This window comes from Croceibacterium aestuarii (assembly GCF_030657335.1).
Classification (GTDB): domain Bacteria; phylum Pseudomonadota; class Alphaproteobacteria; order Sphingomonadales; family Sphingomonadaceae; genus Croceibacterium_B; species Croceibacterium_B aestuarii.
On record NZ_CP131039.1, the window covers coordinates 602,314 to 617,528 of the forward strand.

Annotated in this window: 13 protein-coding genes; 3 read left to right on the forward strand and 10 right to left on the reverse strand. The window is 60.7% G+C overall.

What is annotated here, in order from left to right:
* Positions 1–330: 330 nt before the first annotated feature.
* Genes asnB through Q7I88_RS02845 form a run of 4 tightly spaced genes read right to left on the reverse strand, consistent with a single transcriptional unit; the run spans position 331 to position 5,072 of the window.
* Positions 331–2,184 (reverse strand): asparagine synthase (glutamine-hydrolyzing), encoded by a 1,854-nt coding sequence (gene asnB, locus Q7I88_RS02835; protein ID WP_369426112.1) that lies wholly within the window; start codon positions 2,182–2,184, stop codon positions 331–333.
* Positions 2,184–3,410, reverse strand: a complete 1,227-nt coding sequence (locus Q7I88_RS02840) for an O-antigen ligase family protein (protein ID WP_305097524.1) — start codon at positions 3,408–3,410, stop codon at positions 2,184–2,186. Before Q7I88_RS02840 ends, asnB begins: the two co-directional genes overlap by 1 nt.
* Positions 3,394–3,870 carry a serine O-acetyltransferase gene (locus tag Q7I88_RS16530; RefSeq protein ID WP_369426114.1) on the reverse strand — a complete coding sequence of 159 codons (477 nt, stop codon included), beginning with the start codon at positions 3,868–3,870 and terminating at the stop codon, positions 3,394–3,396. The genes Q7I88_RS02840 and Q7I88_RS16530 overlap by 17 nt, the downstream gene beginning before the upstream one ends.
* Positions 3,858–5,072 (reverse strand): hypothetical protein, encoded by a 1,215-nt coding sequence (locus Q7I88_RS02845; RefSeq protein ID WP_305097525.1) that lies wholly within the window; start codon positions 5,070–5,072, stop codon positions 3,858–3,860. The genes Q7I88_RS16530 and Q7I88_RS02845 overlap by 13 nt, the downstream gene beginning before the upstream one ends.
* Positions 5,073–5,459: 387 nt before the next feature.
* On the opposite strand from Q7I88_RS02845, the gene Q7I88_RS02850 reads away from it, so the two are divergent.
* Positions 5,460–6,764, forward strand: a complete 1,305-nt coding sequence (locus Q7I88_RS02850) for a sugar transferase (RefSeq protein WP_305098548.1) — start codon at positions 5,460–5,462, stop codon at positions 6,762–6,764.
* A 3-nt stretch (positions 6,765–6,767) separates the two neighbouring features.
* Here the strand turns inward: Q7I88_RS02850 and wecB (Q7I88_RS02855) are convergent, their stop codons facing one another.
* Positions 6,768–7,895: a non-hydrolyzing UDP-N-acetylglucosamine 2-epimerase gene (gene wecB / locus Q7I88_RS02855; RefSeq protein ID WP_305097526.1), complete on the reverse strand. Its 1,128-nt coding sequence runs from the start codon at positions 7,893–7,895 to the stop codon at positions 6,768–6,770.
* A 578-nt stretch (positions 7,896–8,473) separates the two neighbouring features.
* Between wecB (Q7I88_RS02855) and Q7I88_RS02860 the strand changes: the two genes are divergently transcribed.
* The gene (locus Q7I88_RS02860) at positions 8,474–9,478 is read left to right on the forward strand and encodes an NAD-dependent epimerase/dehydratase family protein (RefSeq protein ID WP_305097527.1); all 1,005 of its coding nucleotides are present in this window, start codon (positions 8,474–8,476) and stop codon (positions 9,476–9,478) included.
* Here the strand turns inward: Q7I88_RS02860 and wecB (Q7I88_RS02865) are convergent, their stop codons facing one another.
* Positions 9,479–10,600 (reverse strand): non-hydrolyzing UDP-N-acetylglucosamine 2-epimerase, encoded by a 1,122-nt coding sequence (gene wecB / locus Q7I88_RS02865; protein ID WP_305097528.1) that lies wholly within the window; start codon positions 10,598–10,600, stop codon positions 9,479–9,481.
* Between the two features lie 152 nt (positions 10,601–10,752).
* Here wecB (Q7I88_RS02865) and Q7I88_RS02870 point away from each other — a divergent pair, with 152 nt between their 5' ends.
* Positions 10,753–12,063 carry a UDP-glucose dehydrogenase family protein gene (locus Q7I88_RS02870; RefSeq protein ID WP_305097529.1) on the forward strand — a complete coding sequence of 437 codons (1,311 nt, stop codon included), beginning with the start codon at positions 10,753–10,755 and terminating at the stop codon, positions 12,061–12,063.
* A gap of 22 nt (positions 12,064–12,085) precedes the next feature.
* On the opposite strand, the gene Q7I88_RS02875 is transcribed toward Q7I88_RS02870, so the two are convergent.
* The 4 genes from Q7I88_RS02875 to Q7I88_RS02890 form a co-directional block, all read right to left on the reverse strand.
* Positions 12,086–12,673 carry a hypothetical protein gene (locus tag Q7I88_RS02875; protein WP_305097530.1) on the reverse strand — a complete coding sequence of 196 codons (588 nt, stop codon included), beginning with the start codon at positions 12,671–12,673 and terminating at the stop codon, positions 12,086–12,088.
* A gap of 126 nt (positions 12,674–12,799) precedes the next feature.
* Positions 12,800–13,327, reverse strand: coding sequence for a demethoxyubiquinone hydroxylase family protein (locus Q7I88_RS02880; protein WP_305097531.1), 528 nt, complete (start codon positions 13,325–13,327; stop codon positions 12,800–12,802).
* Positions 13,324–13,794: a disulfide bond formation protein B gene (locus Q7I88_RS02885; protein WP_305097532.1), complete on the reverse strand. Its 471-nt coding sequence runs from the start codon at positions 13,792–13,794 to the stop codon at positions 13,324–13,326. The genes Q7I88_RS02880 and Q7I88_RS02885 overlap by 4 nt, the downstream gene beginning before the upstream one ends.
* An 11-nt stretch (positions 13,795–13,805) precedes the next feature.
* The gene (locus tag Q7I88_RS02890) at positions 13,806–15,140 is read right to left on the reverse strand and encodes a S41 family peptidase (RefSeq protein WP_305097533.1); all 1,335 of its coding nucleotides are present in this window, start codon (positions 15,138–15,140) and stop codon (positions 13,806–13,808) included.
* Positions 15,141–15,215: the final 75 nt, after the last annotated feature.

Sequence of the window (15,215 nt, forward strand, 5' to 3'; positions counted from 1 at the left end):
CCATGGAGTGTGAGCGGAGCCGGCCCGGGCGCCTGTCAAGGGGTTGGACGTAAAATCTGGCCCCGACGCTGGCATCGCCAAGCGGAGGTACCCGAATAGCCGGAGTTCTCGTGACCAGTCGTGAACGTGTTCCGATCCATCCACATTTCCAATTGCTTCAGGCATGCGAAAAAAGGGGCCAGAGGTAGCCGTTGCTCGCAATTTTTGCACCCGATGAAATCGGAGCCTGAGAAGGGTCCGGTATAGAACAACGCGCGCAACGTTGTCCAAACCGAGATGCATCATGGTCCGTGCAGTTTGGAACACTCGGGCGAGCGGGCTCATCGCCACCTAGCTGAGGTAGGGGTCGAACTTGGCGATCCAAGTTTCGAGAGCCCAGGCAGAGAAAATTTGCCGATGAGCCACAGCCCGGTCGCCGACGAGGAACCGGTCCCATAGCCTTGTGAGGGCGGACCGATCGAGCAGCTGCCGATCAAAAATCGCTGCATCTCCCCGGATCAAGCGGTCGACGGTTGCGCGCAGGGGACCCCGCAACCATTGCTCTTGTGGGTTAGAAAATCCCTGCTTGTCGCGTCGCCAGATTATTTCACGCGGTAATGCGCCCTCAAAGGCTGTACGCATTAAAGACTTGGTCCATCCGAGGTTGACCTTGAGCGAAGTCGGTAGGGAAAGGCCGAATTCGATAATGCGGTGATCGAGATAGGGCAAGCGCACCTCCACGCCATGTGCCATTGACTGTCGGTCCTCATAGTGGGTGAGGTAAGGGACGGAAAAGCGTGCGATGTCCTCATACTGGCGCTCTGCGAGCGACTTGTTCCCTAGCGACACATCCCGACGTTTACGTGACGCCTTGGCCTGCACGCTCAGCGCCGATTCCGCGCGATTGGCCCAGGGAAAATAACGCTTCGCTTCGCTGTAATTGAGCTGACGCAGAACGGTTCCGGCTTCAATCGAACCAACCAGGTTGCCGAACGCCGCGCCCACGCGGGCCCGACGGAAATCATCGCGCAATGCCCAGAAGAAATACTTGCGATAGCCGCAAAACGTCTCATCCGCTCCTTGGCCACTGAGCGAGACGATCAAGCCCTGCTGCCGGGCCAGCTTCATCAAGCGGTAGAAGGCTACATTCGAGAAGCTTCCTAGCGGTGCATCGTTATGCCAGGTGACTTCCGCCAGCAGTTCCGCAGTGGTCTCCGGATCGGCTCCGAGATCAACCCGATGCGTGCTTATGCCGAGAGCTTCGCACACGCGATCAATATGTGCCGATTCATCGCCTTGTGCACCGGGGGAGACTGAGGACATCGCGTGCACTCTGGTTGGATCGCCGGTGACCTCTGCAATCAGAGCTGCGAGGATGCTCGAATCGAGACCGCCCGACAGCGTCAGACCTACCGGGACATCCGCGCGCAAACGAATTGCGACGGAATCGTACAGTAGCTCGCGCAGCCGGACCTCGGCTTCAGCGCGGCTTGTCTCAACGGTCTCGGTCCCTGGGATCCAGTAACGTTCTGTAGCCAGAGAGGGTCCATCCTGACCAAACTCCACGCGTGATAAGGTCGCGGGAGGCAATTGAACGATACCATCTAGCCAGCTGCCGCCCGAGACGTCCTGAAGCCCCTGGTCGATGTAATCCGACAAGACCTGCAGATTGACGTTGAACCGCGATCCGGAAAGTGCCGCCACAGTCTTCATTTCCGACGCTATCACCAACCGGTCGGCAGAGCGCCAGACGTACAAAGGTTTTTCGGCGGCGCGATCACGCGAAATTTGGACGGAGTTCGCCAGTGCCTGGACGAACACCATAGACCACATGCCGTTTGCATCCATTAGGGTCTGGCCAAGGCCTTGCTGTTCGGCCATCTCAAGCAGTACTTCGGTGTCCGTTCCCGTCCGTCGTTGGCGGTGCAACTTGTCTGCCAGCTCGAGGTAATTGTATATTTCGCCATTGAAAATGATCACACTACTGCCGCTTTGCGAACGCATCGGCTGTATCCCGGCGGCAGACAGATCAAGTATTGATAGTCTTTGATGGCCAAGGAGCACTCGCCACCCATTGCTCAGCGTCGCAACCTCGTGGCACGCGGCGTCGGGACCTCGATGGCCTTGGAGACGGTTGGCCAGGGAAGCCATTGTATCCGCTTCGGCATCGCTGAAACGTCCTACGACTGCATAAATACCGCACATCAGCCCTGGCCCACCGGTTCTTCAGCAACGTCGGGCGCAGGAGTATTGAGTCTGACAAGCAAGATCAGCATCAGCACAACCTGGATCGTCCGATAGGATGCCTGAGTAAAACAGAAGACCACGATCAACAGCAGAGATAGGAAGGCGAACCACTCGCCATCCAGTAGCTTGCGCAAATATACCCTCGGGGCGACCACGTAAAAGTAAAGGCCCAAGCCAATCAGCCCCATTGTCATTGCCATGTAGGCGATCGAAGAGTGGACATACCCCACAGAGGCGACGTCCGACCCTTCATTTTGCTCGAGCCCGTAATATGTCACGGACCCGGGCACTTGCCACCCGATTCCCTTGCCGAAGATTGGCGAGTCCTTGAAACTTTCGAAAGCGTACGTCCATTCCATCAGGCGGGCGCCGTTAGCATCTGAACTCAACTGTTCGAAGCGGTTGGTCAACTGGAATGACCCAAAGACGCCGAAGTAGTAGAACGCGATGACACCCACGACTAACGCGATGATCGCTAACAAGTTGAAGTGACGGATGCGTTCAAGAAAGTAGACTAGGATCGGAACCGACATCAGGGCCATGCCCGCGCGGTATCCGATCCAGATGTAGACATAGAACATCACCAGGACGAGAAGCCACCGATAAAGTTGCTTGAGGCCGCTGTCGCAAAAGAAAAGATACGGCACCATCACAAGTGGATAGGGGAGAACTGCGTCCACCACGTGATAAGTTAGCCGCTGCCCGAAGACATCCTGGCCAGTAAGCTGCAATACGATGGCAGTAATCAGGATGCGAGCGAGCCAGAATAGTCCAGCAACGAACAAGGCGTCGCTCAACCATTTCCTATCAAACGCTGTGAGTGGAGGAAGGAATACCGCCAGGAGGAAAAACGTGAAGGGCGCAACGCCTCGAACCCATTCGGCGACACCCCAGCCGTTGCCAAGTAGATTGAAAACACTCACCAGCGCAAAGAAGAGAAAGGCCAACATGGCGAGGGTACGGCCATTCGTTATCACGGGGCGAACTGTAGCGATCAGATACATCATCGTGCAGACCAAAACGCCGATGAACGCTAACGTACCCAAGTTCACCCCTGGGACGTAACTCATGAATGACGAAGCAATGACGAGAATCCCAAACGGTTTCACGCCCGGACTGGTCAATACAACGGGTGCGAGAGTCGCCGGGACGGGGGGGAGCTGGTCGCTAGCCGCCATCTGCATTTGATCTAATCGCCTTGTATCCAGGTTCGGTCGTTCCAACGACCCTGGCTGGGGCCCCTACAATGACTGAATATGGAGGAAAAGACTGCAATACCACAGAATTTGCGCCGATGACCGAATTGGATCCGATCTCAATATCGCCAAGGACCTTTGCACCTGAAGCAATGTAGACGTCATCGCCTATCCTTGGCGCAAGGTTTCGCTTCCGGCCAACGAATGCTTCCTTTGCACCGATAGTTATGGCCTGGCCTAGAAGGCAGCGCTCACCGACGCGGGCGCCAGCATGGACGACGACGACCAGCCCCCCATAGGCTAGGCGCGTGCCCTGCCCAATGGCGCAGGAGGAGGGCAATACGCACCGGGTCAGGGCGTAATTAGCCCGGTCGATCGACTTCGCGAGTCGATGCCATCCGCGCAGGTATGCGCCGCGGCCGAAGCGATAAAGCGTCATTGCATCCATTGCCAGCCTTTCACGAATAGTGTGCTTAGCGCAAGAAGGCCTAAAAGGGCGGTGACGGCCAATGCCGTGCCACTGGAAAGCGCGATAGCCAGCCCGACGCCAGTAAGACAAGTCGCGACGAGGGCCGAACGAAGAAAGTCCCTGGCGAACACGGTCGCGAGAAAGGTGGGGTAAAGCGACATACCGCCGAGTAAAGCATAAGCGTAGTCGGTTAGGTAAGTCGCGAAAAGGAGGAATCCCGCTATGGCGGCGGACCAGACGCCCACTCCGATTCCCACTACCTCGACGCCGCGGCGATGAATAAGAATCTTCTCGAAAATCGAACTGAATAATATGGTTGGATAGAGCGCGACAGCCACATAATATATGTGACTGCCCTTCGCGACGCCCCAATATGCGACGGCGACATCGGCACATAGCCACGCGAAGCCTAGAGCGGCGAGAACGGGAGCAAATGGCGAAATGCTGACCATCAGGTCTCTCGGGCCAGATATGCCGCGGCTAATCCCATAGAGCGCCTTGGAATTGATCGGGCTTAGCGTGTAGCCGAGCACTGCAAAAGTCGTGAAGAGGCGCAAGACGCCCAATTCCCGATCTGTAAGCTGAAACGATGCCGCCAGAACGGCTCCATATGTTACCACAATCTGGAAGCCGGCGAACATCAACCGCGACGGGAGCTGGCGCAACATCTGTCGGGTCCCTTCCACTGTCGTTAATGGAACGGGCGGACTCCGCAACTTCGGCCAGGCAAGAAGGCCAAGACCCATTGCCACTCCAAGACCATTGGTAATGGTCAATGCTAGGGCCAAATCGGTTCGACCGTTCAGAAACCATACCGCGCTGACGGAGAAGTTTATGGCACCGTAAGCGACGGCATAGGACAGCTGAGCGACCGGTGTGCCGATCTGGAAACAGAGATTGAGCACGACTGTTGAGAGGAAGACCGTGATAAAAAGCGGCAGGTCGAACGGAACGTTGGCTGCTCCCGGTACGAAGCTACGAACGGCCGCTAGGGCCGCTAGCGCGCAAGCTGCCGTTACTGTCGAGGATCGGATCAACTTGCCAGGATCTCGTTCCGCCAGGGTTGATTCCGCAATGAGGTCGACAATCCGCTGCACGACGAACGTGAGTGCGGTGGCCCCTACAAAGGTTCCGTACACCGTCAGGCCGAATAGCAGAGGATAGCCGTAAGAGACGATCATTGCGGAGCCGATTAGTGAGAGCTGCACGATTGGCGGGAGTAACCGCTCTATCAGTTGATGCAGGCCGCTCGACGACGCACCTCTGGGAATCGGCAATGCCGACTCCAGTTTTCCGCCTTTGAGATCTTGGGGCGCTCTCTCGTGCTCGCCAGTGTGTGACACGGAACCCTTCGAGTACGGTTCGCGGCGCCTTCGGCACCGTCAACGTCCGCTAACCGAGCGGCCCTAACAAAGGCTCCTCTCCTTGACCAGCGCAAATCCCGAGCCGCCCGAAACTTACGCTGCATGCCCTTAAGGCCGCGGGGGGTGACGTCATTTCTCGTAACCGTCGACAATGGACAAGTACCCATGTCGCGTCTAAGTCGTCGTAAGGAGAAGCTTGTGGGCATGTATTTGGGTACGAGTATTCGCGCTGTACTGCGCGATAGGGAGCCGTCGCGCCCTTCCCGATTTTATGCCAGATTCACATTCGAGTTGCTCGGCGGTCTATGTCTTTCAGTGCTGGTTCCAAGCGCTGTCGGGGCCGCCTTCGTGAGCGGTTTTCTCGAGCAGGCGACTGCGATCAACACCATCGTTGCACTGACGTTGGCATACGTTTCATCGATGTTAGTGATGCGCACCATGCGCGGATTTCCAGGGGTGGAGCCCGACACATACCTCCTACCGGCATTCGGCATTGTTTATGCGAGCATTGTCGTGGCCATGGTGCTGCTTCGTTTCGAATACAGCCGCATTCTCCTGATCTCAGGAATCTTGCTGGGCATGTCGTGGAGTTACTTCGTAGCGATAGCTCGGTCGCGCACAAAAACGTATCGCATCGGAATTATCGATTACGGTGACCTGCATGATATTGCGGAAATCAAGCGCGTGAAATGGCATCGCGTGACCGAGCCCACAGATGTCGCCGACCTTCATCTCGACGCCTTAGTAGCCGACTTCAGCGCAGACATCCCGGATCACTGGGAGGCTGCAATTGCGGAATTCGTCCTTCAAGGTTTACCTGCCTACCATGTTAAACAACTTAAGGAATCGCTAACGGGTATGGTGGAACTCGAACACTTGTCGGTCAACAGTGTCGGATCCCTCACTCCCACCCTTGCATATTTCCACCTCAAACGAATTATCGACTGGATTTTGGCCGCTGTCCTGCTGGGGCCATTGCTCCCTGTGATGCTACTGGTCGCCGTGGCTGTGAAGCTCGACTCTTCGGGGCCAGCCATCTTCCGCCAGATTCGTGTGGGGTATCGCGGTCGCCCCTTTACTGTCTACAAGTTTAGGACAATGTACGCCAAGAGCGTACACACGGATCCAAAGCTGGCGGCCCAGACACAACATGGCGATCCGCGTATCACGCGGCTTGGACGCCTGTTACGCGCAAGCCGGCTCGACGAATTGCCGCAAGTTTTCAATATTCTCAAAGGCGAAATGAGCTGGATCGGACCGCGCCCGGAAGCGGCGATTCTGGCTGAATGGTATGAGCGAGAAATACCGTTCTTCCGATACCGCTATGTCGTATTGCCGGGTATCACCGGCTGGGCTCAAGTCAATCAGGGTCACGTGGTGGAAGTGGCCGACGTGACCGGCAAACTTCATCACGATTTCTATTATATTACTCGCTTCTCCGCCGCGCTGGACTTGCTCATCATCTTCCGCACCATCCAGACAATGGTCAGCGGACGCGGCCATCGCTAGATCTTAGTTGGCTCCTGCAAGCAAATCAGCTATCCTTTGCGCGGCGTGACCGTCACCGAAGGGATTGTGTGAGCGGGCCATTTCGCCGTATGCAACTACATCGTCCAACAGCCGTTCGGCTTCGGCCACGATTGCGTTCGCCTCAGTGCCAACCAGCTTCGCCGTTCCCGCCTCCACCCCCTCAGGCCGTTCCGTCGTTGAGCGCATTACTAAGACGGGCTTGCCGAGCGCTGGCGCCTCTTCCTGAACGCCCCCGCTGTCGGTCAGGATCAGCGTGGAGAGACGAAGCAAGTGGGCGAAGTGGGGATAGTCGAGAGGCTCTATCATGGCGACGTTGTCGAGCCCAGCCAGCCGGTTGTTCATGACCTTGCGGACGTTGGGATTGAGATGAACGGGAAAGATTAGGGCGACGTCGTTTCGTTGTGCCAAGCGGCGAATTGCGCTGGCGATGTTTTCCATGCCCTCGCCGAAGTTTTCCCTCCGGTGCGTCGTGATGCCGATTATCCGTTTACCTTTGAAACGCGCTTCAATGTCGGCCAGGCCAGCTGCAAGCGAGGGGTCGCGCTCTATCCGACCCGTAATCCAGTGAAGTGCATCGATGACGGTGTTTCCGGTCACATAAACCCTGGAGGGATTCACATTTTCGCGCCGCAGTGCCGCTGCAGCAGTTTCGGTTGGGGCGCAGTTGAGCGCAGCAATAGTTCCAATGATCTTGCGATTTACCTCTTCCGGCCAGGGGTGGTGGATATTTCCGCTGCGCAGTCCCGCCTCGACATGGCAAACAGGAATTTTGCGATAGTAGGCCGACAAAGCTCCGACCATGGCTGTGGCCGTGTCACCCTGCACGATTACCCAATCAGGGCTTTCCGCATCCATAACCCGGCCCAGTTCGACAAGCAGCGTGGCGGTAAGTTGATCAAGCGATTGATCCGGCTTCATCACGTCAAGATCGTGATCCGGCGCAATTGAAGCAATCTCTAGAACTTGATCGAGCATTGCACGATGCTGCGCACTGACGCAGACCCTGCTAGCGAACCTGCCATCGCCGCCAAGCGTGTGTAATAACGGAAAGAGTTTGATCGCTTCTGGCCGCGTTCCGAAGATCGTCAGGGTTTTTATAGCTCGCTGCATGAACTGGCCTTGTTGCTTTCTCGTCGAGATGGAAGGGCTGCAACGGATGTTTGGACAAATTGTCAACCCTTTACCGGTTACTTTCGACGATGGATGTCTAGAGGACTCTCATATTCCAAGTGGCAACTCTTCTCTTGCACTTTCAGGACGAAAAACCACGGAGGACGCAATGAGGGTGGCAAGACACCGGACACGATTCTGTCGTGGTCCCAGTCGAGTGCCACTGTGGCCCGTCGACGAACTCGAACGAATCCTCGCGAACAGCGATTGCGAATAAGGGGGTCTCGGAGGTCCCAAACTCGGATTTCCTCCGCGCGCGCATGAGGCGGTCGGCAATTTCAAGGGCCGACAGGATCGTCATCGGCCCCAGTGATGACTTTGACTCGGAAATGATGGCGAGAGGTCTATCGGTCGCTGTTTCTCAACATATAGGTAGGCCGATGTAGCCGAGCCCGATGACCGAGACTTGCGGTAGGTTCTCGCCGCGCATGAAGACTTTCCGTTGGATTGCGTGTGCCGCATCCCCTAGGCGCGGGACGGTAAAGATACCGGTAATGCTGCTGCATTAGAGGGCGCATATGCAAGTTCTGGTCACAGGGGCGGCAGGATTCATCGGCGCGGCGGTGTGCGAGCGCCTGCTGGCGCGCGGCGACCGGGTCACCGGGATCGACAACCTCAACAACTATTATCCTGTCAGCCTCAAGGAAGACCGCGTGGCCCGGATCAGGGCGGCCGCTGGCGGCGAGCGCTTCGATTTCCGGCAGCTCGATTTCAGCAGGATGGACGCGTTGAGCGGCGGCCTGGCCGATTGCGAATTCGAACGGGTGGTCCATCTCGGCGCCCAGCCGGGGGTGCGCTATTCGCTGGAGAATCCGCACGCCTACCTCGAGGCCAACCTCGCCGGGCACCTCAACATGCTCGAACTGGCGCGTGCGCGGCAGCCCGAGCACATGGTCTATGCCAGTTCGAGCTCGGTCTACGGCGGCAACGAGAAGGTGCCGTTTTCCGTCTCCGATCGCGTCGACCACCCCTATTCGCTCTACGCGGCGACCAAGAAGGCCGACGAGCTGATGAGCGAGACCTACGCCCATCTCTACCGCCTGCCGCAGACCGGCCTCAGGTTCTTCACGGTCTACGGCCCGTGGGGGCGCCCCGACATGATGCCGTGGATATTCACCGCGAAGATCCTCGCCGGTGAGCCGATCCCGGTGTTCAACAACGGCAAGATGCGGCGCGACTTCACCTATATCGATGACATCGTCAGCGGGGTCGTCGCCAGCCTCGATCACGCCCCGGCCGACGACGGCAGCGAGAAGCCCGGCGGCAGCCTCGCCCCGCACGCGATCTACAACATAGGCAACAATCGTCCCGAGCAACTGCTCGACGTCATCGGCGTGATTGAGAAGGCCTGCGGCCGCAAGGCGGTTCTCGACATGCAGCCGATGCAGCCGGGCGACGTGACGCAAACCTACGCCGATATCGACGCGATCCAGGCCGACCTCGGCTTCGCCCCCACAACGCCTGTCGAAGTAGGTTTCCCGCGCTTTGTGGAGTGGTTCAGGGCCTATCACGGCCTTGGCTGATCAGCTCGCGAGCAGATCGGCGATCCGGGCCGCGCTTCGCCCGTCTCCGAAGGGGTTGTGGGCCCGCGCCATGGCCGTGTAGGCGGCTTCGTCGTCGAGCAGGCGCTCGGCCTCCGCCACGATGCGGTCGGCATCGGTGCCGACGAGCTTCGCCGTTCCCGCCTCGACCCCTTCGGGCCGCTCTGTCGTCTCGCGCATGACCAGCACCGGCTTGCCGAGCGCGGGCGCCTCCTCTTGAACGCCGCCGCTGTCGGTCAGCATCAGGGTCGAGATCGCGATCAGCCGCGCGAAGTGCGGATAGTCGAGCGGTTCGATCAGGGCGACGTTGTCCAAATCGGCGAGCCGCTCATTCATCACCTTGCGCACGTTGGGGTTGAGATGGACCGGCAAGACCAGCGCCACATCGCCGCGTGCGGCGAGGCGGCGGATGGCCCCGGCGATTCCCTCCATTCCTTCGCCGAAGTTCTCACGGCGGTGGCTGGTGACCCCGATGATGCGCTTGCCGGCAAATCGCGCCTCGATATCGGCCAGGCCTGCGGCGAGCCCCGGATCGGCCTCGACCCGCACAACGATCCAGTGGAGCGCGTCGATCACCGTATTGCCGGTGACGTGGATGGTCGCGGGATCGACATTCTCGCGCCGCAGCGCCGCCGCCGAAGTCTCCGTCGGCGCGCAATGCAGCGCGGCGATCGTGCCGATGATCTTGCGGTTCACCTCCTCGGGCCAGGGATGATGGATGTTGCCGCTCCTCAGCCCCGCCTCGACGTGGCACACAGGAATCTTGCGGTAGTAGGCGGCGAGCGCCCCGGCCATCGCGGTGGCGGTGTCGCCCTGCACAACGACCCAGTCGGGCCGCTCTTCATCCATCACCCGGCCAAGGCCGATGAGCAGCGCCGCGGTGAGCCCGTCGAGGGTCTGGTCGGGCTGCATCAAGTCGAGGTCATGATCGGGCGCGATCCCCGCGATCTGCAGCACCTGGTCGAGCATTCCGCGGTGCTGCGCGCTGACGCAGACGCGGCTGTCGAAGCGCCTATCTGCCTCGAGCGCGTGGACCAGCGGGAATAGCTTGATCGCCTCAGGCCGGGTGCCAAAGACAGTAAGGGTGCGTTTGCGGCCGCTCATCCAGCCGCCCTTAGCCCAATTCGGTTAATCGCGCGCTTACTTTGCCCGCTCGGGCGGGAATTGCTTCAGACATCGTTTGACGATAGCGCACACCAACTTCTCTCGCGCAACTGCGGGTGAGCGAGCTCCTGGCGCTAAACGGACGGAATTTCATGAAGATCGCAATGGTTGGCTCCGGCTACGTCGGCCTCGTGTCCGGCGCCTGTTTCGCCGATTTTGGGCACGATGTGGTCTGCATCGACAAGGACCAGTCGAAGATCGATCGTCTTCGCGAAGGCGTGATGCCGATCTACGAGCCCGGGCTCGACAGCTTGGTCGAAGCGAACGTGAACTCGGGACGTCTGACGTTCACCACCGACCTCGCCGAAGCAATCCACGGCGCGGCCGCCATCTTCATCGCTGTCGGCACCCCGAGCCGGCGAGGTGATGGACATGCCGACCTTTCGTTCGTGTACGCCGTAGCGCAGGAAATCGGCGAGACGCTGGGTAACGATGCCGTCGTCGTCACCAAGTCGACGGTCCCCGTCGGCACGGGCGACGAGGTCGAGCGAATTATCGCCGCCAGCGGCTGCAAGCACCGCGTATCGGTCGTCTCCAACCCCGAATTCCTGCGCGAAGGCGCGGCGATCGGCGACTTCAAGCGGCCCGACCGGATCGTCATCGGCGCCGAGGACGATTTCGCTCGAGAAACCATGCGCGAGGTCTATCGGCCGCTGTTTCTGAACGAATCTCCGATCCTTTTCGTCAGCCGTCGCAGCTCGGAACTCATAAAGTACGCCGCCAATGCCTTCCTCGCGACCAAGATCACCTTCATCAACGAGATGGCCGACCTGTGCGAGAAGGTCGGAGCCAACGTGCAGGACGTCTCACGCGGTATCGGCATGGACAACCGCATCGGGCCGAAGTTTCTCCACGCCGGCCCGGGCTACGGCGGCTCGTGCTTTCCCAAGGACACGCTCGCGCTGCTCAAGACCGCGGAGGACTACGACAGCCCGGTGCGCATCGTCGAGGCGGTGGTGAAGGCCAACGAGAGCCGCAAGCGGGCCATGGGTCGCAAGGTGGTCGAGGCGCTCGGCGGGATGGAAGCGGCGCGCGGCAAGCAGGTCGCGCTGCTGGGCCTGACCTTCAAGCCGAACACCGACGACATGCGCGATTCGCCGGCCATCGCAGTGGCACAGACCCTCATAGATGCCGGGGTAACAGTAAAGGCCTACGATCCCGAGGGCATGGAGCTGGCAAAGCCGCTGATGCCACAGGTCGAAATGGCGCAGAGCAGCTATGAAGCGATCGAGGGCGCCGACGCGGTGGTCATCGTCACCGAGTGGGACGCCTTCCGCGCGCTCGACCTCAAGCGGGTGAAGGACCTGGCCAGGGCCCCCCTGCTCGTCGACTTGCGCAACATCTACCGTCCAGACGACGTGCGTTCGGCGGGCTTCACCTACGTGAGCATCGGACGCAACTGACCACGACAGGGGCTAAACGCATTCACTCGGCCGGCGGCTTGGCTAGGTCGGCGTTGTTGTCGGGGTTGACCGCGTTGTCGGCGCCGGCGGCAGCGGCGGCTTCGTCCTCGCGCTTCAGCCGCGCCTCATATTCCTTCTCGATCTGTTCGACCCGGGCCTGCGTCGCCGCGGCCTCCTCGTCGATCGTCGAGAGGCGCTCCTCGCGCGCCTTGGCGACCAGCTCGGCCATCTTGACCGAATTGCCGTGCTTCTTTTCCTCGTAGGCCGCCTCGATCATTTTCGCGGTGCAGCCAAGCTCGCTGCCGAGCCCGACCGTCGAACACGACAACGGGCCGAAGTCGCCCACCGCTTCGAAGGACTTGACGCGATTGGTCCATGGCACGTCTTCGGGACTGTCGCTCTGCCTGAGGTCGGGCGGAATGCGATAGCGTTCGCTCTCGTCGAGGCGGGCGCAGACGGTGATCTCGTCGCCCGTCGACACGGGGCATTCGTCGTCGCCGTAGATGATCAGCTGGTTGATCTTCTCGCCGTCATTGTCCTGCGCGGCGGCGGGAACGGAAGCGAAGGCGCTTGCGGCAGCCAGCGCGGCGAGAACGGTCAGGGCTTTCATCGTCGGTATTCCTTCAAGCAAGCGGGCGGCATTGAGCACGGCGCGGCGTGAACTGCATATGAAGCGGCACGCCGATGCACGCCAGTCCCGCTATAGAAAGCGCCCCCGCGAGGGCCTTGTTCCGCGTCAAATCTTCTCGGACAGGCGGATCGCCGCGCGGCAGCCGAAGCGGATCGCTGCCGAGAGCAGCGGATAGCCCGGCGCGCGCTCGGCCCCCGCAGCAAGCGCCGTCTCGCGGTGCGTCTGTTCGTCGGCGCGGAAATCGGCGATCATTCCGGCCAGTTCCGGATCGTGATCGTCGGTTCCCTCAGCCCCCTCGAGCTCGTCGAGCTGGCGCGTATAGTGCCGGTCGATCTCTTCCTCGATCGCCGCGGTGCAGGCCATCGCCGCTTCGGGACCGATAAGTGCCGTCGCTGCGCCCAGCGCATAGCCGGCGACGGCCCAGAACGGTTGCAGCGCGGTCGGACGGGTGCCGCGCCGGGCCATCAGCGCGTTAAATTTCGCGAGGTGTACCGCTTCCTGTTCGGCCATGGCGCGAATCTCGGCCGAATCCGGCCCCCGATCGCCCATGACCGCCAGTTGCCCGGCGTAGATGCGGGTGGCCCCGTATTCTCCGGCCTGATCGACGCGAATCATCGCGGCGCGATCGGTCATGCGGATTTCCTTCCCAGCAAAGCGAAGATCGCGATCGCCGAAGCGGTCGAAATGAGGAAGTTATAGCCCGCCAGCGAGATGCCGAGCAGCGACCACTGCACCTCGTCGCAGCGCACGAGCGGGGCATTGAGGATCGCCTCCATCGCGTTTCCACCGCGCGCTGCGGCGGTATTGCTGCAAGCGGTCAGCCCCTCCCACCAGTCGTATTCAACCCCGGCGTGGTAGGCGCCAATCAGGCCCGAGGTAAGTATTCCTCCAGCGGCGAGCGCGATCCACACGCGCTTGTACGGGAGGAACAGCGATAGCGCGGCGAGCGCAAAGGCCGCGAAGTGCGGCCAGCGCTGCCACCAGCACATCTCGCAAGGGTAGAGCCCGAAGCCGTACTGGCCGAGGTAGGCTCCGCCCAGAAGCAGCAGCGGTATGCCGAACGCAAGGCGCTGTGCAAGCCGGTCGGAAGGGGACAGCATCGGCCTTTAGCTCAGCGATGCGCCGTCGTGACGCCGGCAGTGCGCTTCAGCGTCTTGATCGCATAGTCGAGCTGGAAGTCCTCCACGCCCTCCTTCTCAAGCTCGGCGGCGGTCGCGGTAAAGCGGGGATCCTGCTTGGTATCGCTTTCCAGCGCCTTGTCGTCGAGACCGGCCTCGTTGACGAGGTGGCGCTTGAGGTCGCTCTCGCGGTAGGAATACTTGGCGCGCAGCGCGGCGTCGGGATCGGACAGTTGCGGTACGCGAATGTCGGGTTCGATCCCGCCCTCCTGCACCGAGCGGCCCGATGGCGTGTAGTATCGCGCCGTGGTCAGCTTGAGCGCGCTGTCGCGGCTCAGCGGCAGCAACGACTGCACGCTGCCCTTGCCGAAGCTGCGCTCTCCCATGATCAGCGCGCGGTGCTGGTCCTGCAGCGCGCCGGCGACGATCTCGCTGGCGGAGGCGGTGCCGGCGTCGATCAGGACGATAATCGGGATACCGGCGGCAGCGTCGCCGCGAAACACCGATTCGGCGTCGTAATAGACGGTGTCGCGCCGCGTGCGGCCGCGCTGCGAAACGATGGCGCCCTTGTCGAGGAACAGATCGCTCAGCGCGACCGCCTCGTCGAGCGAGCCGCCGGGATTGCGCCGCAGGTCGAGAACCAGGCCGCCGAGCCGCCCCGCAGCCTGCTGGCGCAGCGCGCGCAGCGCGTTGTTGACGTCGTTGCCGACATCGCGGCTGAACTCGTTGACGCTGATGTAGCCGATGTTGCCGGCCTTCAAATCGGAGGTCACGGGCTCGAGCTCGATCACGCCGCGGGTTACCGTCACATCGAACGGTGCGTCGCGGCCCGCGCGCACCACCGACAGCCGTACCGTGGAGCCGGCCGGTCCGCGCATCTGCTCGACCGCATCGTCGAGTTCGAGGCCGTAGATGAGCTTGCCGTCGATGTGAGTGATGAAATCGCCCGCCTTGATGCCGGCCTTGTCCGCCGGACTGCCCTTGAACGGGGAGACCACCTTCACCGCACCCTCATCCATCTGCACCGAAATGCCGAGGCCCTGGTAGTTGCCGTCGATCATCGTCGTCAGGCGTTCGAAGCTGGCGCCCTCGAGATAGGCCGAATGCGGATCGAGCGCCGCAAGCATGCCGTCGATCGCGCCCTTGATCAGCACTTTGTCGTCGACCGGCTCGACATAGCTGGTCTTGATCCGCTGGTACGTGGCAAAGAACTTGGCGAACTCCGGCGAGAGCGCACTGTCGACCTGGGCATAGCCGGCGGTGGTGGCAGGCAGCAGGGCAACTGCGGTCAGCAGGGCGGCAGCGCGCAAGTGGGGAACGAATTTCATCAGCCGGTCCTCGTGGGTGTTGGCGCAGCTTGTATCGCGCACCGCCGGTTAATGCCAGATGAGGCGTCGGCCGGG